Below are 20,273 nucleotides of genomic sequence, written 5' to 3'. Positions count from 1 at the left end.
GACGTCCCTCCTCTCGCTGCTTACTGACGTCAGCCCTCGTCCGGGCCACCGCTCTCCTTGTCGTCGGCGGCAGCCGATTCCCCGCCCTTGGAGGACTCGCCCTTGGCCGGCTGGGCCCCGGGCTGCGGCTCGGCCACCGCCACCCGCGCGGGGCGGATGGTGCGCTCGCCGATCCGGTAGCCCGGCTGCAGGATCGCGACGCAGGTCGTCTCGGTGACGTCCGGCGCGTACGAGTGCATCAGGGCCTCGTGGATCGTCGGGTCGAAGGGCTCGCCCTCCTTGCCGAACTGCTGGAGCCCCATCTTGGCGGCGACCATCTCGAGCGACTCGGCGACCGACTTGAAGCCGCCGACCAGCTCGCCGTGCTCACGGGCACGGCCGATGTCGTCGAGTACGGGCAGGAGCTCGGCCAGGAGGCCCGCGACCGCGATCTCCTTGACCGTGACCCGGTCCCGCTCCACCCGGCGACGGTAGTTCTGGTACTCGGCCTGGAGCCGCTGGAGGTCCGCCGTGCGCTCACCGAGCGCCATGCGTACCTGGTCCAGCTGAGCCGTCAGGCCTACGTTCTGAACCGACGAAGCGGCTCCTGCCGATGCTGCTGCGTCCCCGGCCGGGGCCGCCCCCTCACCCTTGTCGGGCGAGGGAGCGGCCTTCGGCTCGGCGTCGTCGGGGGTGGCGCCGGAAGGGACGTCAGGCTCGTCGCTCTCGCTGAAGCCCGGGGTCTCCTCCGTCACGCGGCACCGTCCTTGCGGTCCTCGTCGACGATCTCGGCGTCGACGACGTCGTCGTCAGCGGCCTTCTGGCCGTCGCCCGGGGCACCGGCCTCGGGACCGCCGGCGGCCTGCGCGCCCTGGGCGTCGGCGTACATGGCCTGGCCCAGCTTCTGCGAGACGGCGGCGACCTTCTCGGTGGCGGTGCGGATCTCGGCGGTGTCCTCGCCCTTGAGCTTCTCCTTCAGCTCGGTGAGCGACTCCTCGACCTCGGTCTTGACCTCGCCGGGGACCTTGTCCTCGTTGTCCTTGAGGAACTTCTCCGTCTGGTAGACGAGCTGCTCGCCCTGGTTGCGGGTCTCGGCGGCCTCGCGGCGACGGTGGTCCTCGTCCGCGTACTGCTCGGCCTCCTGGCGCATCCGGTCGACCTCGTCCTTCGGCAGCGAGGAGCCGCCGGTGACGGTCATCTTCTGCTCCTTGCCCGTGCCCAGGTCCTTCGCGGTCACGTGCATGATGCCGTTGGCGTCGATGTCGAAGGCGACCTCGATCTGCGGGACACCACGCGGGGCCGGCGGCAGACCGGTGAGCTCGAACATGCCGAGCTTCTTGTTGTACGCCGCGATCTCGCGCTCGCCCTGGTAGACCTGGATCTGCACGGACGGCTGGTTGTCCTCGGCCGTCGTGAAGATCTCGGAACGCTTGGTCGGGATCGTGGTGTTGCGCTCGATGAGCTTCGTCATGATCCCTCCCTTGGTCTCGATGCCGAGGGACAGCGGGGTCACGTCGAGGAGCAGGACGTCCTTGACCTCACCCTTGAGGACACCGGCCTGCAGGGCGGCGCCGATGGCGACGACCTCGTCCGGGTTCACGCCCTTGTTGGCGTCCTGGCCGCCGGTCAGCTCCTTGACGAGCTCCGCGACGGCGGGCATACGGGTCGAGCCACCGACGAGAACGACGTGGTCGATCTCGGAGAGCTGGATGCCCGCGTCCTTGATGACGTTGTGGAACGGCGTCTTGCAGCGCTCCAGGAGGTCGGACGTGAGCTGCTGGAACTGGGCGCGCGTGAGCTTCTCGTCCAGGTGCAGCGGGCCCTCGGCGGACGCCGTGATGTAGGGCAGGTTGATCGTGGTCTCGGTCGAGGACGAGAGCTCGATCTTCGCCTTCTCGGCGGCCTCGCGCAGGCGCTGGAGCGCCATCTTGTCCTTGGAGAGGTCCACGCCGTGGCCGTTGTTGAACTGCTTGACCAGGTAGTCGACGACGCGCTGGTCCCAGTCGTCACCACCGAGGTGGTTGTCGCCGTTCGTGGCCTTCACCTCGACGACGCCGTCGCCGATCTCGAGGAGCGACACGTCGAAGGTGCCGCCACCGAGGTCGAAGACGAGAATGGTCTGGTCGTCCTTGTCGAGACCGTAGGCCAGGGCGGCGGCCGTCGGCTCGTTGACGATGCGCAGGACGTTCAGACCGGCGATCTCGCCGGCCTCCTTCGTCGCCTGGCGCTCGGAGTCGTTGAAGTACGCCGGGACGGTGATGACCGCGTCCGCGACCTTCTCTCCCAGGTACGCCTCGGCGTCGCGCTTCAGCTTCTGCAGGATGAAGGCGCTCATCTGCTGCGGGTTGAAGCTCTTGCCGTCGATCTCGATCTTCCAGTCAGTGCCCATGTGGCGCTTGACCGAACGGATCGTCCTGTCGACGTTGGTGACCGCCTGGCGCTTCGCGACCTCTCCGACGAGCACCTCACCGTTCTTGGCGAAGGCGACGACGGACGGCGTGGTCCTGGCGCCCTCGGCGTTGGTGATGACGGTGGGCTCGCCGCCTTCGAGAACGCTGACGACGGAGTTAGTCGTGCCCAGGTCGATGCCGACCGCACGTGCCATTTCAATTCCTCCAGCATGACTACTTGAGTGGATCTGGCTCAAGGATGCATGACGACCGCTGTTCGGTCAACAGAGCTGAGTCGAGCCGACTCAACTTTTATGTGGCCCTTATGGGCACCCGAGACATCTGCGCAGGTCAGCCCCTACTCCAGAACCTTCGTCACGAACGTGCGACGTCCACCACAGCGGTCCGTACGGGCCGGTGACCGCGCCGCCGCACCCCGTAGACCGGCACCCGCAGCAGCGCGGCGACCGACCCGGCCGCCGCGCAGACCGGCCAGAGCGCGGCCAGCGGGCCCAGCGTCCCGTCGTGCAGCAGGAGCGCGGTCACCGCACCGGCCAGCGACGCGGCACCGAGCACCACCGCCACGCCCGTCGGGGTGAGGCCGAGCCGGCGGAGCCGGTGGGCGATGTGGTCCGCGCCGCCCTGGAACAGAGGCCGCCCCGCGCGCCGCCGCGACACCGCCACCAGGGCCGCGTCCGCGGTCACCACGACCGTCACGGCGAACAGCGAGCCCGCGCCGGGGAGCGCCTCGTGCCCCGCGTTCACCAGGACCGCAGCGGATGCCAGGAGGAAGCCCGTGAACAGGGACCCGCAGCCCCCGAGGTGCATGCGAGCGGGGTACCAGTTGTGCATGAGGAACCCGGTGAGCGCCGCCGCGAGCACCCCGAGGATCGCGGCGAGCGGGCCGAGCCCTCCGGCGGCGGCGCAGGCGCTCAGACCGAGCGCGGTCACGACGGCGACGGTGCCGAGCACCCCGTCCGAGGTGTCGATGAACCGGCAGGCGTTGGTGACGAAGACGATCCACAGGACGGCCAACGCGCCGACGAGAAAGCCGAGTTGAGCGTCGTGCACGACGAGGGTCGCCGCCCCCGCCTCGACGACGACGCGGGCCCGCGCCCCCACCGGGCGCACATCGCCGAGGAACCCGAGCGCGGCCACGACCCCGGCCGCGATCAGCAGCGTGAGCATGCCGGAGCCGAGCGGGGCGAGTCCGGTCGAAGCTCCGACGGTGGTGACGGCGGCCGTCACCGTGGCGACGGCGGCACCTCCCAGGCGCGGCGTCCGCCGTCCCGTGCGGCCGATCCGCCGGACGGTGAATCCGGTGCGCAGGGCGACGAGACGCAGCAGGGCGGTGAGGGCGGAGGCCACCAGCAGGGCGGTCGCGGCGGCGGCGATCCCGTAGGACACGGCGGACGTCCCGTCAGCTCGGTTTGCGGTATCGGGGTGACACCGGAGGGGCACGCCCGGCCGGAGACCTTCATAAGCTAGTCGCTTATGTCGCAATATGGGGTGAATAACACGATCTGCTTTCGCTGTCGACCGAGGGTTGCCTCAGCGACGCAGATCACCGCCCTGCTGGCTACAGTGCGGCCACACAAGTGGGTAGTCTCAGCATGGACTGAAATAAGTTACCGCTTAGTAATCGCTGAATATCCACCCTCGCAGGCCCGAGGAGCCCCCGAATGCAACTCGCCGCGATCATCGTGTCGCTGGTCCTGATCGTGGTCGGCGTCGCACTGTTCGTCCGAGCCATCGCGCAGATCTACCGCTTCATGCGGCTCGGCCAGAACGTCCCCGCCGGCACCCGCACCGACGAACCCGTACAGCGCACCGTGACGGTGGCCAAGGAGTTCCTCGGCCACACCCGGATGAACCGCTGGGGCATCGTCGGTGTGGCGCACTGGTTCGTGGCGGTGGGCTTCTTCTCGCTGCTGCTGACGATCGTGAACGCCATCGGCCAGCTCTTCCAGGCCGACTGGCTGCTCCCGATCATCGGTGAATGGGCCCCGTACAACGTCTTCGTCGAGTTCCTCGGCACGATGACGGCCCTCGGGATCCTGACGCTGATCGTCATCCGGCAGCTGAACCGGCCGGACCGGCCGGGCCGCAAGTCCCGCTTCGCCGGATCCAACACCGGCCAGGCGTACTTCGTCGAAGCCGTCATCCTCATCGTCGGCATCTGCATCTTCACGCTGCACGCCCTGGAGGGCGCCCAGCACCATGTGGACAGCTACGAGGCCTCGTTCTTCATCTCGTACCCGGTCGTCTCCTGGTTCCGCGGCATGGACGTCTCCACGCTACAGAACCTCACGTACTTCTTCGCCGGGCTGAAGATCGCGACCTCCTTCATCTGGATGATCACGGTCGCCCTGAAGACCGACATGGGTGTCGCCTGGCACCGCTTCCTCGCGTTCCCGAACATCTGGTTCAAGCGTGAGGCGGACGGCGGTACGGCGCTGGGCGCGCTGCAGCCGATGACCAGCGGCGGCAAGGAGATCGACTTCGAGGACCCGGGCGAGGACGACGTCTTCGGTGTCAGCCAGGTCGAGCAGTTCTCCTGGAAGGGCCTGCTGGACTTCTCCACCTGCACCGAGTGCGGGCGCTGCCAGTCGCAGTGCCCCGCGTGGAACACCGGCAAGCCGCTCTCGCCGAAGCTGCTGATCATGTCGCTGCGTGACCACGCGCACGCCAAGGCCCCCTACCTGCTCGCCGGTGGCGGCAAGTCGATGGAGGGCGAGGAGAAGGCGACCGCAGAGCAGCTGAAGGACGTTCCGGCCGCGGCTCTCGCGGAGGCCGAGAGGCCGCTGATCGGCACCCTCGAAGAGAACGGCGTCATCGACCCGGACGTCCTGTGGTCCTGCACCACCTGCGGCGCCTGCGTCGAGCAGTGCCCGGTCGACATCGAGCACATCGACCACATCGTCGACATGCGCCGCTACCAGGTGATGATCGAGTCCGCGTTCCCGTCCGAGGCGGGCACGATGCTCAAGAACCTGGAGAAGAAGGGCAACCCCTGGGGCCTGGCCAAGAAGCAGCGCCTGGAATGGCTCAAGGAACTCGACTTCGAGGTCCCCGTCGTCGGCAAGGACATCGAGGACCTCACCGAGGTCGAGTACCTCTACTGGGTCGGCTGCGCCGGCTCCCTGGAGGACCGCGCGAAGAAGACCACCAAGGCCTTCGCGGAGCTGCTGCACATGGCGGGCGTCACGTTCGCGATCATGGGCGGCGACGAGAAGTGCACCGGTGACTCCGCGCGCCGCCTGGGCAACGAGCCGCTGTTCCAGCAGCTCGGCCAGGAGAACGTCATGGCCCTGAACATGGCGTTCGGCGAGGAACTCGACGACGACGGCAAGGTCGTCCCCGAGTCCGCCAAGCCGAAGTCCGCGAAGAAGATCGTCGCGACCTGCCCGCACTGCCTCAACACCATCGGCAACGAGTACCCGCAGCTCGGCGGCGATTACGAAGTGATCCACCACACCCAGCTGCTCCAGCACCTCATCGACGAGGGCAAGCTCATCCCCGTCACCCCGGTCGAGGGCCTGATCACCTACCACGACCCGTGCTACCTGGGCCGTCACAACAAGGTCTACACGCCCCCGCGGCAGATCATGGACGCCGTCCCGGGCCTGCGCCAGCAGGAGATGCACCGCCACAAGGAACGCGGCTTCTGCTGCGGCGCCGGCGGCGCGCGGATGTGGATGGAGGAGCGGATCGGCAAGCGCATCAACAACGAGCGCGTCGACGAGGCCCTGTCGCTGAACCCCGACATCGTCTCCACCGCCTGCCCGTTCTGCCTCGTCATGCTCACCGACTCCGTCAACGGCAAGAAGAACGAAGGCCAGGCCAAGGAGTCCGTCACCGTCGTCGACGTGGCCCAGCTGCTCCTCGACTCCGTGAAGACGCCGGTCGACCCGGCGGGTTCGCAGGAGACCGAGGACGCACCGGAGCCGGAGCCGGTGAAGTAGCGGTTCCGTAGTTCCGTACCGACGTACGCGAAGGGGCTGACCGGGGAGACCTGGTCGGCCCCTTCGGCGTACGCGGAGGGGCGTTCACAGGACACAGGAGGGTCGCTCACCGGACAGGTGCCGCACTCCGTGACCGAACCGGCAGGACCCGCCCCTACCCCCTCCCTCACCCCAACGGCATCATGAACGGGTCAAGTGGCGCATGAGGCGGGCGGGGTCAGAGGCGATGGTGGGCATACGGGGCGGCCGCAGCGCCGCGATACACAGGGCCGCGGCGGGGTGCGCCCTGCTCATGGTCGCCGCCGTCACCGGCTGCGGCGGCGACGACAAGCCCGCCGCCAAGCACCACCCCGTGGCCATGGCCGGCAAGTCCGGCGCCGCACTCCCCGTCCCGCGCGGCCGCGGCAGCAAGGTGCCGGACGACTTCAACGGCGACGGCGCCCCCGACCTCGTACTCGACGACCTCGTGCACGACGGGCTCGGGGACGACGCCGGGATCGGGGTCGTGTACGGGAAGAAGGGTCACGGACTCGTGCCCGGGGCGCGGCAGTTGCTGCGCCCCACGAAGTACGCGGCGCCGACCGAGGGCGAGACGCCCGCCGCGTTCGACTCCGAGGCGAGCTGCGACCTGGACAAGGACGGCTTCACCGATCTGGTCGTGTCGACGGATCCGCCCTTCGACGGGCAGGGGCAGCCGCCGGTGCCGCTGCAGATCCTCTTCGGCGGCCCGGGCGGGCTCACCCACCGGGGCGTGAAACTCGTCGTGCCCGGGCAGGCGCGGTTCGGCAACGACTGGCCGGACCAGCCGGTGTGCGGCGACTTCGACGGGGACGGCTCGGTCGACCTCACGGTGCACGCGAGCGGCGGGCGGCTGAGCTTCCTGCGCGGACCCTTCACCCGCAAGGGCGCCCCGCGCGCGGCCGGGAAGCCGCTGACCGCGCCCGGCAACGTACCCGTGGGCCCCGCCTTCGACATCGACCGCGACGGGTACGACGACCTGCTCGTGCGCCGTACCTCCGGCGGCTCGTCGCCGTCGCGGATCGTGCTGGGCGGTCCGCAGGGACCGGCCCGTTCCGGCGACGCCCTGCCGTCCGGCCTCGGCCTCGCCGTCGGCCGTTTCACCAAGGGCGCCGGCGCGGACACCGCGCTGCTCACAGCCTCCGGGGTCACCCTCTCCCGGCCGGGCGCCCCCGTCCTCAAGGCCACCGGAACGGCCGTCACCGCGGGTGACTTCGACGGGGACGGCGTGGCCGAACTCGTCGTGTCCGGCGGCGCGTCGAAGGCCCCGAAGATCCTGCCCGCGAACGGCGGGGCGGCCGTGACCGTCACTCCCGAGGCCGCCGGCACCACCCAGGTCCTCGAGGCGACCGACCTCGACGGCGACGGACGCGCCGACCTCGTGGTCCGCACGTACCGCGGCGAGAGCACGGACACGATCGCCGTGTACCCCGGAGCCAAGGGCGGCTCGCTCCTGACCGGCAGGCCCCAAGTCACCTTCTCCACAGCGGAGTTCTGAGAGAGCGCGGCCACCTCCGCCCCCGCATCCGCCATTCACCGCACGGCCACCCGGACACAACCATCCCCTCACCCCACGCGTCACACCCCCGGAACCCGTTCCCCCCATTTCCCGGGAGTGCTTCTCGTGCGTATCCGCAAGCTCGTCATCGCCGCAGGTGCCGCCGTCGTCGCGGCGGCCGGACTCACCCTGCCGCTCGCCGGAACCGCCTCCGCGGCCACCACGCTCAAGGACGACTTCAACGGCGACGGCTACCGCGACCTGGCCGTCGGCACCCCGGGCGCGAACTCCGTCACGGTCACGTTCGGCTCCGCGAGCGGCGTGAGCCCGTCCCGCTCCGTGACCGTCACCCAGAACACGGCCGGGGTACCCGGAGTCACCGAGCCGGAGGACGAGTTCGGCGAGAACGTCACCTCGGGCGACGTCGACGACGACGGCTACGCGGACCTGATAGTCGGCGCGCCCGGCGAGCGGGTCACCGGCAACACCACGGGCTCCGTCACCATCGTCCGGGGCGGCCCCCGGGCCTTCGACCGGGGCGCAAAGGTCCTCAACTCCCCCACCACCGACACCGAACGCTTCGGTGAGGCCGCCTCCTTCGTCGACATCGACGAGGACGGATCCGCCAACCTCGCCGTGATCAGCTCCGACAGCTGGTGGTACTACGCCGAGAGCGCGGACCCGACCCGCGCCATCGCGCCCGAGGTCGACTTCCTCCCCGAGGGCGTCCGCCTGGAGGGCATGGAGGCGGCCACGTTCCTCTCCAAGGACGGCTACACGTACGTCCTGTACGGGGAGCGCGCCGACGGCAAGCCCTACACCGTGTACATGAAGGGCGGCGTCGGCGACATCGGCTACTACTCGGGCGTACTCGCCGAGGGCGACGACCCGCGCGCCACCCGGGAAGCGGCCGCGGTCGCCGACGTGAACGGCGACGGCTACACCGACCTCGTCACCGGCAACGCCGCCGCGAACTCGGTCACCGTGCGCTACGGCGGGCAGGGCTCCTTCGGGGCCACGAAGACGTACACGCAGGACTCGGCGGGCGTGCCCGGCGCCGACGAGCCGGAGGACCGCTTCGGCGCCGCCGTGAGCGCCGGCGACCTCGACCACGACGGGTACGCGGACATCGCCGTGGGCGCGCCCGGCGAGAGCGTCGGCACGGTCACGGGAACGGGCAGCGTCACCGTCCTCAAGGGCGGCACCGGAGGGCTCGGCGCGGGCCGCGCCTACCACCAGGACACGGCCGGGGTGCCCGGCGTCCCGGAGGCGGGCGACCACTTCGGCTCGTCCCTGCGCTTCAAGGACATCAACAAGAACAGCCGGGCCGACCTGGCGATCGGCGCGAACGGCGAGGACATCGGCACGGCGGCCGACGCGGGCGCCGTCTGGGTCCTGCGCGGAGCGGTCCCGTACGTCACCACGTCGTACGCCACGTCCTTCAACGGCGCGGACTTCGGGACGGCGACGAGCGGAGCGGGGCGCGCCTTCGGGTCGGTCCTGCGCTGAACAAGCCCCGAGAACACCGAAAAACCGGGCGGCCGGAAATAAGTGTGAACCACATACAACCCTCCGGCCTCCCTACGAGTCTCCTGTTCGCCAACCGCAGGGCCACGCCTGGGACAACTCCCGGCAAACGCCCGCGGAACGCACCCCATTGACTGCGGATGCCCGCCAGGCATCCCCGCATGCTGCAGGAGAATCCCGCATGCACAAGCCCATACGTATCGCCCTCGCCTCGGCCGCCGCGGTCGCGCTGACGGGCGGGCTGCTCTCCCTCTCCACGGGCTCGGCCCTCGCCGCCGACTCCGTCCACCACCACGAGGCCGACTTCAACGGCGACCACATCGGGGACGTCGCGTTCTCCGCCGGCTGGGCGACGGTCGGCGGCAAGAAGGGCGCCGGCCAGTTCGTCGCCCTGTACGGCTCCGCGAACGGCCTGAACGCCGCCACCCGCAAGACCGTCAGCCAGAACACGGCGGGCGTCCCCGGCACCGCCGAGACGAACGACGGCTTCGGCTGGGTCAGCGCGTACGGCGACTTCAACGCCGACGGCTACGACGACCTGGCCACGTCCGCGCGCTACGAGGACGTGGACGGCGACACCGACGGCGGCACCGTCATGATCATGTGGGGCTCCCCGTCGGGCCTCACCGGCGGCACGACGATCGCGGACCCCGCCGTCTCCTCCCACGACCAGTGGGGCAAGACGCTCGCCGCCGGCGACTTCGACGGCGACGGCAAGGATGACCTCGCCGTCGGCTCCTCGGCCGCCACGGTCTACGTCTACAAGGGCGGCATCGCCAAGACCGGTACGGCGGGCGGCCGTTACACGCTCAAGCCGCCGATCCAGTCCGGCGACGGCACCGGCCCGCTCACCCTCACGGCGGGTGACGTGAACGGCGACGGCGCCACCGACCTCGTGGTCGACGGCTTCGAGACGAACACCAGCGAGGGCTGGAACACCAACTACTACATCCCCGGCAGCGCGTCCGGCCTCGTCGTCTCGTCGGCGCAGACGCTGAAGCCCGGCGTCATCACCGACATCGGTGACGTGAACGGCGACGGCTTCGGCGACATCGTGACCGGCCAGCAGTGGGACGAGCCCACGGACGGGTCCCCCGACCCGACCGAGTCGACCGACGGCGGCAAGGTCAACATCACGTACGGCTCGGCGAGCGGCCCCGCCACCACCACCGCCATCAGCCAGGACACCGGCAACGTGCCCGGCGGCTCCGAGCGCGGCGACGACTTCGGCGGCGAGCTGTCCCTCGGCGACATCAACGGCGACACCTACCAGGACCTGGTCGTCGGCGCCGCCGGCGAGAACCTGGGCGGCGTCACCGACACCGGTTCCGTGACGGTCCTCTACGGCTCGGCGAACGGCATCGACACGCAGTCCGGCGGCCAGTTCTTCGCCCAGTCCACGGCCGGCGTCCCCGGCTCGGACGAGACGAAGGACTACTTCGGCAACGAGGTCAAGCTCACCGACGTCACCGGCGACGGCAAGGCCGACCTGACGATCGGCGCGTACGGCGAGAACAGCGGCAACGGCGCACTGACCTACCTCCCGTCGAACGGCACGAAGATCACCACGACGGGCGCCCGCTCCTTCTCGGCGACGTCCCTCGCCATCTCGACGGACGCGTACCCGCAGCTGGGCGGCAACGCGGCCAACTGACGGCCTTGTCACCACAGTTGGGCCCGCACCGCTTCGGTGCGGGCCCATGCGCCATCCCCGGCCGGCCGGGCAGCGCCCCCGTCGCGGGCCCGGCCTCCCCTGACTCCAGGAAAGCCCGACACCATGCGCAAGCGCGCCCTAGCCCTGGCAGCAGCCGTGACCTCCGGCCTGCTCGCCCCCGCGGCCCTCACCACCCCGGCGACAGCCGCCACCGCGGCGTCCGCGGACGACTTCAACGGCGACGGCTATCGCGACCTCGCCGTCGGCGACCGCGGTGCCACGGTCGGCGGGGCCTCGAAGGCGGGTGCCGTCGTCGTCGTGTACGGCTCCGCCACCGGCCTCGGTCCGGCGTCCCGGCACACCACCGTCTCCCAGAACAGCGCCGGCATCCCCGGCTCGGCGGAGGCCGGCGACGGGTTCGGCACCGACATCACCACCCGCGACCTCAACAGCGACGGCTACGCCGACGTGATCGCCACGGCACCCGGCGAGAACGACGGCAGCTACCACGGCACGTTCACCGTCCTGTGGGGCTCCGCGTCCGGCCTGACCAGCGGCAGCGCGTACAAGAACCCCAAGTACCCGGACAAGGGGTTCGTCAAGGACCTCGCCGTCGGTGACTTCAACGCCGACGGCAAGCAGGACGTCGTGACCGTCGACGACGACAACATCTGGTACCTGCGCGGCCCGTTCACCAAGTCGGGCTCGCGCGGCAGCGCCACCAACCTCGACCCGATCGACGGCGAGAACATCTCCCCCGACCGCGTCGTCGCGGGCACCGTCACGAAGGACGGCACCGCCGACTTCGCGGTCCTCGGCGACGACTGGGACACCGACAGCAACCGCGTCTGGTTCTACAAGGGGTCATCGAGCGGCCCCACCAAGACCAAGAAGGTCAGCCTGCCCGCCGCCGCCTCCCTCATGGAGGCCTCGGTCACCATCGCCGACTACGACAAGAACGGTTACGGCGACCTGACCGTCGGCGCCCCGCGCACCAGCACGGGCGGCGCGGTCTACATCCTGCCCGGCACGTCCACCGGCCCGAGCGCCTCCGCCAAGAAGATCACCCAGTCCACGTCCGGCATCGCGGGCTCCCCGGAGCTCTCGGACTCCTTCGGCAGCGACGTCTCGGCCGCGGACACGAACGGCGACGGATATCCGGACCTGGCCGTCGGCGTGAAGGGCGAGATGATCGGCGACGGCCCGTTCCGCGCGGGCGGCGTCACCGTCCTGCGCGGCACCTCCTCCGGCGTCACCGGCACGAACTCCCGCTGGTACGACTACGCCACGCCGGGCGTCGAGGGCGAGACCACCGAGGAGGGCTGGCTCGGCGCCTCTGTCCAGCTGCGCGACTTCAACCGCGACGGGCGCGCCGAACTGGTCGCGTCCGCCCCCGAGGTGAACCGCCTCTACCTTCTGCCCGGCACGGCATCGGGCCCGACCGGCACGGCCTCGTTCCTCGTCCAGGCCCCGGAACTCACCGGCTTCTACTGGTCCGAACTCACCGACTGACCCCACCCCTCCCGGTCTCACCCAAAGGAGCCCGACGTGCACCTGCGCACCACCACAGCCGTGACCGCCCTCGTAGCGGCCGCCCTGACTCCCCTCACCCTTCCCACAGCACCCGCCTCCGCAGCCGGCGCCCAGTACGCCGACGACTTCAACGGCGACGGGTACCGCGACTACGCGTCCTACGACGAGAGCCCCAAGCTCGGGGGCGGCATCCTCGTCACGTTCGGCACCGCCCAAGGACCGGGCACCAAGAGCCAGCACATCGACCAGTCCAGCCCCGGCGTGTACGGGGCCGACGAGGCGGACGACATGTTCGGCGAAGTCCGCGCCGCGGCCGACCTCGACGGCGACGGATACGGCGACCTGGCCGTCGCAGCCCGTGGCGAGGATGTCGACGGCCGCAAGGACCAGGGCGCGGTCACCATCCTGTGGGGCGGCAAGAACGGCCTGTCCGGCGGCACGGCCCTCGCCAACAAGGGCCCCAAGCAGTCGTACGACTACATGGGCGGCGACCTGGCCACCGGCGACTTCACCGGAGACGGGAAGCAGGACCTGGCGGTCGTCAACAACGGCAAGACGTACGTCTACCGGGGCGGTTTCACGCGGTCCGGCACGACCGGTTCCGTGACGACCCTCGACAAGTCGTCGTCCGCCTTCGACTCCACCGCCCTGATCGCGGGCAAGGTCGACGGCGACTCCAGGACGGACCTCGTCATCATCGGCGACGTGGCCACGGGGTCGTACATCGCATCCGACGCCTGGTTCGTGAAGGGCGGCTCCACGCTGACCTCCGGCAAGACACTGCGCCTCGAATCCCAGTCAGGCAACAGCGGCCACGCGGACCGGGGCGGCGACGGCGTCATCGCCGACTTCAACAAGGACGGCTACGGCGACATCGCCATCGGTACGCCGCTGTACTCCGGTTACAAGGGCCGCGTCTCCCTCTGGTACGGCTCCTCCACGGGCCCCGGCGCCAGCTCTCGCCTCACACAGTCGACGAGCGGCGTCGCGGGCACCCCCGAGGCGGACGACTCGTTCGGCGCGTCCCTCTCCGCGGGCGACGTCGACGGCGACGGCTACCAGGACCTCGCCGTCGGCGTCTACGGCGAGAAGATCGACGACAAGGAATACGCGGGCGGCGTCCACGTCTTCAAGGGGCGCGCCGGCGGCATCAACGGCACCGGCTCCCAGTGGTTCGCCCGCAACAGCCCCGGCGTCACCGGAGCGCTCGACTCGGACGACTCGTTCGGCTCCGCGGTGCGGCTGCGCGACACCGACCGCGACGGCTACGCCGATCTGTACGTGGCGGGCACGGCCGGCTCGCTCCGCCTGCCCGGCTCGCCCTCCGGAATCACCACCACGGGCGCCACGGCGGTCCCGTCGGACCTGATCGAGGGCTTCCTTCAGTAAGGCACACCCGCGTGAACGAGCCCCGTCGGCCCGCCCCGGCCGACGGGGCTCGTTCATGTCCGGTGGCGCGCCGCCCCGCCCGCGGATCCCACAGATTCCCACCCGCCCCGTACAACCCTCCACCCCCACCACGAGTCTCCTGTTCGCCAACCGCAGGGCCACGCCCGGGACAACTCCCGGCAAACACCCGCGGAACGCACCCTTACTGACTGCGGATGCCCCCACATCCCCCGGTTGACGCAGGAGCTACACGCATGACCAGGCACGCCAAGCACAAGCGGACGCCCGAACCCTCCCCCGCCCGGATCCGGCTCGCCACCGCCACCGCGGCCGCCGCCGCGCTGACCGGGGGCCTGCTGGCCACCTCGGCCGGCGTGGCGTCCGCCGACACGGTTCCGACCGGCGTCGCCCAGGGTGATGCCGACTTCAACGGCGACGGCTACGCGGACGCCGTCGCCTCCGCACACGGCGCCTACGTGAACGGCAAGGCGAGCGCGGGCCAGCTCGCCGTCGTCTACGGCGGAGCCACCGGCAACCACTACGCCACCATCAGCCAGAACTCCGCCGGCGTCCCCGGCACGTCCGAGGCCGGCGACGTGTTCGGCGGCGACTCCGCGTACGGCGACTTCGACGGCGACGGTTACGACGACGTCCTCGTCGGCGCGCTCGGCGAGGACGTCGGCTCGGACCAGAACGGCGGCACCGCCGCCATCCTGTGGGGCTCGGCCGACGGGCTGAAGAGCGGAACCACCGTCGCCGACCCGCGGCCCACCAAGCACGACTGGTTCGGCGGTGTGGTCGAGGCCGGCGACTTCGACGGCGACGGCAAGGACGACATAGCCGTCGGCTCGCTCGGCGCCACGACCGTCGACGTCTTCTCCGGCGGCTTCAGCCGCACCTCGGGCGCCGCGGTCCACAAGACGCTGAGCACCGGCGTACAGACCGGCGACGGGATCAACAGCCTGCACTCCGGCGACGCGAACGGCGACGGCAAGGAGGACCTGATCGTCAACGGCTACGACCCGTCGGACAACCTCAACGCCAACTACTGGATCCCCGGCAGCGCCACGGGCCTCACCAGCTCCGGCTCCCAGAAGCTGCCCGCCGGCATCATCACCGACCTCGGCGACACCGACGAGGACGGCTACGACGACATCGTCATCGGCAACGCCTGGGACTCCGGCATCGCGGGCGCGACCACGGGCGGTTCGGTGTTCGTCGTGCACGGCACGGCGAGCGGCCCGTCCGCCGGCGACACCGAGAAGTTCACGCAGAACACCGCGGGCGTCCCCGGCTCCAGCGAGAAGGGCGACACCTTCGGCGGCGAGATCGATCTCGGCGACGTCAACGGCGACGGCCACCTCGACCTGGTCGTCGGCGCCCCCGGCGAGGACCTGACCGGCGGCGCCGACGCCGGCGCGGCCACCGTCCTGTACGGCTCCGCCGACGGCTCGGGCATCACCGGCGCGGGTGCCCTGTTCCTGGAGCAGAACAACGCGTTCGTCCCCAACACCAACGAGAAGAACGACGAGTTCGGCTCGGACGTGCACCTGGACGACCTCAACCACGACGGCCGGGACGAGATCCTCATCGGCGCCGAAGGCGAGAACGGCCACAACGGCGCCGTGTACCCGGTCAAGGTCAAGGCCGACGGCACCCTCGCGGCGTCCTCCGGCATCTACACCTCCACGCTCGGCATCTCCGCGTCGGGCACCCCGAGCCTGGGCGGCAACTTCACGGACTGACGCCCCACCCGCCCCGACCCGCAGGAACACCCTCACACGTCCCTTAGGGGATGTCACAGCTCGGCAGCAAAGCCGGGCCCGATCCACTGGGCCCGGCACCTCCCTCCCCGGGACCAGGTACGTTCGATGACGTGGCTGGATTCAGGATCGGACGCGGCCGGGACAACCGCGCCTCGCAATCGCGACCGTACGGACAGCGGGCCCCCCAGGGGCAGGCCCCGTACGGCTACCCTCCCGCGCCCCCGAACGGGCAACCGCAGCAGCACCAGTACGGCGGGCGGCAACCGCAGCAGCCGTACGGTCAGCAGCAGCAGTGGCCCCAGTCCGGAGGCCACGGGGAGCCGGAGTACTTCGGTGACCCGAACGGCCCGCAGGGGCACGGTCAGCAGGGCCAGGGCTACGACCCGTACGCGGCGAACAACCCGGGGCACACCCAGGCGTTCTCCGTGGGCGAGGACCCGTACAGCCAGGGCGACACGTACCGGGCGGGTTCGGCCCCGGCCGCGCCCGTCGGGCCGCGGCTCCACTGGAAGCAGCTCCTGTCCGGAGTCGTCCTGCGGCCCGGCCAGACGTACTTCCAGATGCGGGACTACGCGATGTGGGGCCCCGCCCTCGTCGTGACGTTCCTCTACGGGCTGCTCGCGATCTTCGGCTTCGACTCGGCCCGCGAGGACGTGATCAACGCCACGATCTCGGCGGCGGTCCCGTACGTCCTCACGACCGGCGTCGCGATCACGATCAGCCTCTTCGTCCTGGGCGTGGTCACGCACACGCTCGCCCGCCAGCTCGGCGGCGACGGAGCGTGGCAGCCCACGGTCGGCCTCGCGATGCTGATCACCGCGATCACGGACGCCCCGCGTCTGCTCTTCGCGATGTTCCTCGGCGGCGACGCCCCCTTCGTACAGATCCTCGGCTGGGCGACGTGGGCCCTGGCCGGTTTCCTGCTGACGCTCATGGTCAGCAGGTCGCACGACCTGCCGTGGCCGAAGGCGCTGGCCGCCTCCGCGATCCAGCTGATCGCACTCCTGTCGATCATCAAGCTGGGCACGTTCTAGAGACCTGATGAACGCGAGTGGGGCCCGGCACACACTGTGCCGGGCCCCACTCGCGTCGATCGTCGCCACCCCGTCGCCGCCGACAGATTTGCCGCCGGTCGCGGGTCGAAGCACCGGCCTCCGTGGACAAACTGCCACGATTCGCCCATGGCACCCGCGGCAGGCACCACTGAGAGTCCGGCGACGGCACGACTCGTCCTGCTGACCCTCGCGGCAGGTCAGTTCCTGATGGCTCTCGACAGCTCGGTCATGAACGTCTCGATCGCCACCGTGGCCGAGGACGTGGGCACGACCGTGACGGGGATCCAGGGCGCCATCACGGCGTACACCCTCGTGATGGCGATGTTCATGATCCCCGGCGGCAAGGTCGGTGCGCTGATCGGACGCAAACGCGCGTTCATGATCGGCTGCTGCGTCTACGGCTGCGGCTCCCTGACCACGTCACTCGCGCCGAACCTCCCCGTACTGCTGCTCGGCTGGGCGTTGCTCGAAGGACTCGGAGCCGCCCTCATCCTGCCCGCGATCGTGGCGCTCGTGGCGGGCAACTTCACCACCGAACGCCGGCCCGCCGCGTACGGACTCGTCGCGGCCGCGGCCGCCGTGGCGATCGCGGTGGGGCCGCTCATCGGGGGGCTCGCGACGACGTACTTCTCCTGGCGCTGGGTGTTCGCCGGTGAGGTGGTGGTCGTGCTGGGCATCCTGGTGTCCGCCCGCCCCATCGCCGACGCGCCGGTCGGCGAGCGCGCCCGCATCGATCTCATCGGCTGCGTGCTCTCCGCCCTCGGCCTCGGGATCTCGGTCTACGGAGTGCTGCGCTCGGACGAATGGGGCTGGTTCCAGCCCAAACCCGGCGCGCCCTCGTGGCTCGGCATCTCGCTGGTCGTGTGGCTGGCGCTGGCCGGTCTGCTGCTGATCTGGCTCTTCCTCCGCTGGGAGGCCCGCCTGGTGAAGCGGCGCAAGGAGCCGCTCGTCGACCCGGCCCTGCTGCAGAACAAGCAGCTCACCGGTGGCCTGACCATGTTCTTCTTCCAGTACCTCGTGCAGATGGGCGTGTTCTTCGTCGTCCCGCTGTATCTGTCGATCGCCCTGGGCCTGTCCGCGCTCCAGACCGGTGCCCGCCTCCTGCCGCTCTCGCTGACGCTGCTGGCGGGCGCGATCCTGATCCCGCGCTTCTTCCCGGATGTCTCGCCGCGCCGGGTGGTGCGGCTCGGGGTCCTCGCGCTGCTCGCGGGCGCGGTGGTCCTGATGGCCGCACTCGACGCGGGAGCCGGCGCGGAGATCGTCACCATCCCCCTCCTGCTGATCGGGCTCGGCATGGGAGCGCTGGCGTCCCAGCTCGGGTCGGTGACCGTGTCCGCGGTGCCGGAGACACAGAGCGCGGAAGTCGGCGGGGTCCAGAACGCCGTCACCAACCTGGGCGCCTCGCTCGGTACGGCACTCGCCGGGTCGATCCTCATCGCCGCGCTCACGAGCTCGTTCGTGACCAGCATCGAGCAGAATCCGGCGGTCCCGGCCGACATCAAGAGCCAGACCTCCGTCAAGCTCCAGAGCGGCGCGCCCTTCCTCTCGGACGTTCAGCTCAAGACCGCGCTCGACGCATCCGGCACGAGCGCGGAGGTCTCGCAGGCGGCGCTCGACGCGAACAGGGAAGCACGGCTCGACGGCCTGCGCGCCGCACTCGCCGTCCTCGCCCTCACGGCGCTGATCGCCATGTTCTTCACCTCACGGATCCCGACGACCCAGCCAGGCTCCGCAACGCCGTAGCCCGCCCGTACATGTGAGTGGGGCCCGGCACTGTGTGTGCCGGGCCCCACTCACATGTACGACGACCTCAGGCGTCCAGAACCTGTCCGGCCCTGCTCACGACGGGCGGCTCGACGGACCACGGGAAGTTGATCCAGTCGTCCGTGCGCTTCCACACGTACTCGCACTTCACGAGCGAGTGCGACTTCTCGTAGATCACGGCGGAGCGCACCTCGGCCACGGTGTCGAGGCAGAAGTCGTGGACCAGCTTCAGGGTCTTCCCGGTGTCGGCGACGTCATCGGTGATGAGCACCTTCTTGTCCGAGAAGTCGATCGCGTTGGGCACGGGCGCCAGCATGACGGGCATCTCGAGCGTCGTGCCCACGCCCGTGTAGAACTCGACGTTCACGAGGTGGATGTTCTTGCAGTCGAGGGCGTACGCGAGCCCGCCGGCCACGAAGACGCCGCCGCGCGCGATGGACAGCACTATGTCCGGCTCGTACCCGTCGTCGGCGATCGTCTGCGCCAGCTCGCGCACGGCGGTGCCGAACTTCTCGTACGTAAGGTTCTCGCGTACGTCACTCATGCTGCTGCTCACACCTGTGTTCGATGGAAATTGAGGAAGGAACGGGAGGCCGTGGGACCGCGCTGGCCCTGGTAGCGGGACCCGTAGCGCTCGTTGCCGTACGGGAACTCGGCGGGCGAGCTCAGCCGGAACATGCACAGCTGCCCGATCTTCATGCCCGGCCACAGCTTGATCGGAAGCGTCGCGAGGTTCGACAGCTCCAGCGTGACGTGCCCGGAGAACCCGGGGTCGATGAAGCCGGCGGTGGAGTGCGTGACGAGCCCGAGCCGGCCGAGGGAGCTCTTGCCCTCGAGGCGCGAGGCGAGATCGTCCGGCAGAGAGATGACCTCGTACGTGGAGGCGAGCACGAACTCGCCGGGGTGGAGGATGAAGGGCTCGTCGCCCTCCGGCTCCACGAGGCGCGTCAGGTCGGCCTGCTCCACCGCGGGGTCGATGTGCGGGTAGCGGTGGTTCTCGAACACCCGGAAGTAGCGGTCGAGCCGCACGTCGATGCTCGAGGGCTGCACCATGGATTCGTCATACGGATCGATGCGGACCCGCCCGGCGTCGATCTCGGCCCGGATGTCCTTGTCTGAGAGAAGCACGTAGCGAGGATACGCAGAGCGCGCGGGCCCGCCACAATCCGGCCATTGCACCGCGACTGTGGCGCACCCGCGCGCCTGCCCCTCGGCTACACGCCGGCTACCGCTTCTCGAACTCCACAGGAACCGCGTTCCTCAGCCGCGCACACCGCGGACATCGGATCAGCCGGCCGGGTCCGAGCCGGTCGGCCCGCTGCATCGGGAACGAAGCGGTGCTGAACACGTGCCCCTCGGCACAACGGACGAATGTGCGCTCCATCGAGTCCCAGAGTCCCTTCCCCACGAGCCACTCAGCCATTTCTGGCCGACAACGAGGGGTCACATTACGGGATGAAAGGGACGCCGCTCCAGGCGGCACTCCGGACACGGAAGGACCCTCGAAGCCGGCCCCACCGTACGCCTCAACTCCCTTCACCCGCAGTCACATCCAGCACGCACAACGCAGCCAGGCCCCACGGCGAAAGCACCGGGGGCCTGGCATGGGGTACAGTGTGCGACGTTACGACTCCGGCTCAACCGGCGTCTTACGCGGGTGTAGTTTAGTGGTAGAACATCAGCTTCCCAAGCTGAGAGTGCGAGTTCGATTCTCGTCACCCGCTCCATAGTCAAG

14 protein-coding genes and 1 tRNA gene are annotated in these 20,273 nt (G+C 70.1%); 10 read left to right on the top strand and 5 right to left on the bottom strand.

Translation table 11 applies throughout. The features are described 5' to 3' along the window. Positions 1–29: 29 nt before the first annotated feature. The 3 genes from grpE to LGI35_RS24020 all read right to left on the bottom strand — a co-directional run bounded on the left by grpE (position 30) and on the right by LGI35_RS24020 (position 3,776). Positions 30–734 (bottom strand): nucleotide exchange factor GrpE, encoded by a 705-nt coding sequence (grpE, locus tag LGI35_RS24030; RefSeq protein WP_227296341.1) that lies wholly within the window; start codon positions 732–734, stop codon positions 30–32. Next, a complete protein-coding gene (gene dnaK / locus LGI35_RS24025) occupies positions 731–2,584 on the bottom strand; it encodes a molecular chaperone DnaK (RefSeq protein WP_116511850.1) in 1,854 nt (617 codons plus the stop codon). Before dnaK ends, grpE begins: the two co-directional genes overlap by 4 nt. Positions 2,585–2,744: 160 nt before the next feature. Beyond that, positions 2,745–3,776 carry an MraY family glycosyltransferase gene (locus tag LGI35_RS24020; protein ID WP_227296339.1) on the bottom strand — a complete coding sequence of 344 codons (1,032 nt, stop codon included), beginning with the start codon at positions 3,774–3,776 and terminating at the stop codon, positions 2,745–2,747. 275 nt (positions 3,777–4,051) lie between these two features. On the opposite strand from LGI35_RS24020, the gene LGI35_RS24015 reads away from it, so the two are divergent. The 9 genes from LGI35_RS24015 to LGI35_RS23970 all read left to right on the top strand — a co-directional run bounded on the left by LGI35_RS24015 (position 4,052) and on the right by LGI35_RS23970 (position 18,517). After that, the gene (locus LGI35_RS24015) at positions 4,052–6,334 is read left to right on the top strand and encodes a (Fe-S)-binding protein (protein WP_227296338.1); all 2,283 of its coding nucleotides are present in this window, start codon (positions 4,052–4,054) and stop codon (positions 6,332–6,334) included. 292 nt (positions 6,335–6,626) lie between these two features. Beyond that, on the top strand, positions 6,627–7,850 hold the full coding sequence (locus LGI35_RS24010; protein ID WP_481007111.1) for an FG-GAP repeat domain-containing protein: 1,224 nt from the start codon (positions 6,627–6,629) through the stop codon (positions 7,848–7,850). Positions 7,851–7,976: 126 nt separating this feature from the next. Continuing rightward, positions 7,977–9,359, top strand: coding sequence for an FG-GAP-like repeat-containing protein (locus LGI35_RS46150; RefSeq protein ID WP_264484684.1), 1,383 nt, complete (start codon positions 7,977–7,979; stop codon positions 9,357–9,359). A 199-nt stretch (positions 9,360–9,558) separates the two neighbouring features. Beyond that, positions 9,559–11,031, top strand: a complete 1,473-nt coding sequence (locus tag LGI35_RS23995) for an FG-GAP and VCBS repeat-containing protein (RefSeq protein WP_227296334.1) — start codon at positions 9,559–9,561, stop codon at positions 11,029–11,031. 123 nt (positions 11,032–11,154) lie between these two features. Beyond that, positions 11,155–12,543, top strand: a complete 1,389-nt coding sequence (locus LGI35_RS23990; RefSeq protein WP_227296332.1) for an FG-GAP-like repeat-containing protein — start codon at positions 11,155–11,157, stop codon at positions 12,541–12,543. A gap of 36 nt (positions 12,544–12,579) precedes the next feature. Next, on the top strand, positions 12,580–13,953 hold the full coding sequence (locus LGI35_RS23985) for an FG-GAP and VCBS repeat-containing protein (protein WP_227296331.1): 1,374 nt from the start codon (positions 12,580–12,582) through the stop codon (positions 13,951–13,953). Positions 13,954–14,207: 254 nt separating this feature from the next. Then, entirely contained in the window at positions 14,208–15,698 is a 1,491-nt protein-coding gene (locus LGI35_RS23980) for an FG-GAP repeat protein (protein WP_227296329.1), read from the top strand. A 50-nt stretch (positions 15,699–15,748) separates the two neighbouring features. Then, a complete protein-coding gene (locus LGI35_RS23975) occupies positions 15,749–16,753 on the top strand; it encodes a Yip1 family protein (RefSeq protein ID WP_227296327.1) in 1,005 nt (334 codons plus the stop codon). Positions 16,754–16,900: 147 nt separating this feature from the next. Further along, positions 16,901–18,517 carry an MFS transporter gene (locus LGI35_RS23970; RefSeq protein ID WP_227296325.1) on the top strand — a complete coding sequence of 539 codons (1,617 nt, stop codon included), beginning with the start codon at positions 16,901–16,903 and terminating at the stop codon, positions 18,515–18,517. 67 nt (positions 18,518–18,584) lie between these two features. On the opposite strand, the gene LGI35_RS23965 is transcribed toward LGI35_RS23970, so the two are convergent. Both LGI35_RS23965 and dcd read right to left on the bottom strand, forming a co-directional pair. Then, positions 18,585–19,082, bottom strand: coding sequence for a phosphoribosyltransferase (locus tag LGI35_RS23965; RefSeq protein WP_227296323.1), 498 nt, complete (start codon positions 19,080–19,082; stop codon positions 18,585–18,587). 8 nt (positions 19,083–19,090) lie between these two features. Next, positions 19,091–19,666 (bottom strand): dCTP deaminase, encoded by a 576-nt coding sequence (gene dcd, locus LGI35_RS23960; RefSeq protein ID WP_100596440.1) that lies wholly within the window; start codon positions 19,664–19,666, stop codon positions 19,091–19,093. Between the two features lie 525 nt (positions 19,667–20,191). Here dcd and LGI35_RS23955 point away from each other — a divergent pair. Then, a tRNA-Gly gene (locus LGI35_RS23955) sits at positions 20,192–20,265 on the top strand. Positions 20,266–20,273: the final 8 nt, after the last annotated feature.

It is taken from the genome of Streptomyces longhuiensis, from assembly GCF_020616555.1.
Taxonomy (GTDB): Bacteria; Actinomycetota; Actinomycetes; order Streptomycetales; family Streptomycetaceae; genus Streptomyces; species Streptomyces longhuiensis.
This window is presented reverse-complemented; position numbering and strand designations above follow the sequence as displayed.

What these genes read in the sequence shown, in the direction of transcription:
- dnaK (WP_116511850.1), bottom strand. Translation starts at nt 2,584, where the DNA reads ATGGCACGTGCGGTCGGCATCGACCTGGGCACGACTAACTCCGTCGTC.
- LGI35_RS24015 (WP_227296338.1), top strand. Translation starts at nt 4,052, where the DNA reads ATGCAACTCGCCGCGATCATCGTGTCGCTGGTCCTGATCGTGGTCGGC.
- LGI35_RS24010 (WP_481007111.1), top strand. Translation starts at nt 6,627, where the DNA reads ATGGTCGCCGCCGTCACCGGCTGCGGCGGCGACGACAAGCCCGCCGCC.
- LGI35_RS23995 (WP_227296334.1), top strand. Translation starts at nt 9,559, where the DNA reads ATGCACAAGCCCATACGTATCGCCCTCGCCTCGGCCGCCGCGGTCGCG.
- LGI35_RS23990 (WP_227296332.1), top strand. Translation starts at nt 11,155, where the DNA reads ATGCGCAAGCGCGCCCTAGCCCTGGCAGCAGCCGTGACCTCCGGCCTG.
- LGI35_RS23980 (WP_227296329.1), top strand. Translation starts at nt 14,208, where the DNA reads ATGACCAGGCACGCCAAGCACAAGCGGACGCCCGAACCCTCCCCCGCC.
- LGI35_RS23975 (WP_227296327.1), top strand. Translation starts at nt 15,749, where the DNA reads ATGTCACAGCTCGGCAGCAAAGCCGGGCCCGATCCACTGGGCCCGGCA.
- LGI35_RS23970 (WP_227296325.1), top strand. Translation starts at nt 16,901, where the DNA reads ATGGCACCCGCGGCAGGCACCACTGAGAGTCCGGCGACGGCACGACTC.
- LGI35_RS23965 (WP_227296323.1), bottom strand. Translation starts at nt 19,082, where the DNA reads ATGAGTGACGTACGCGAGAACCTTACGTACGAGAAGTTCGGCACCGCC.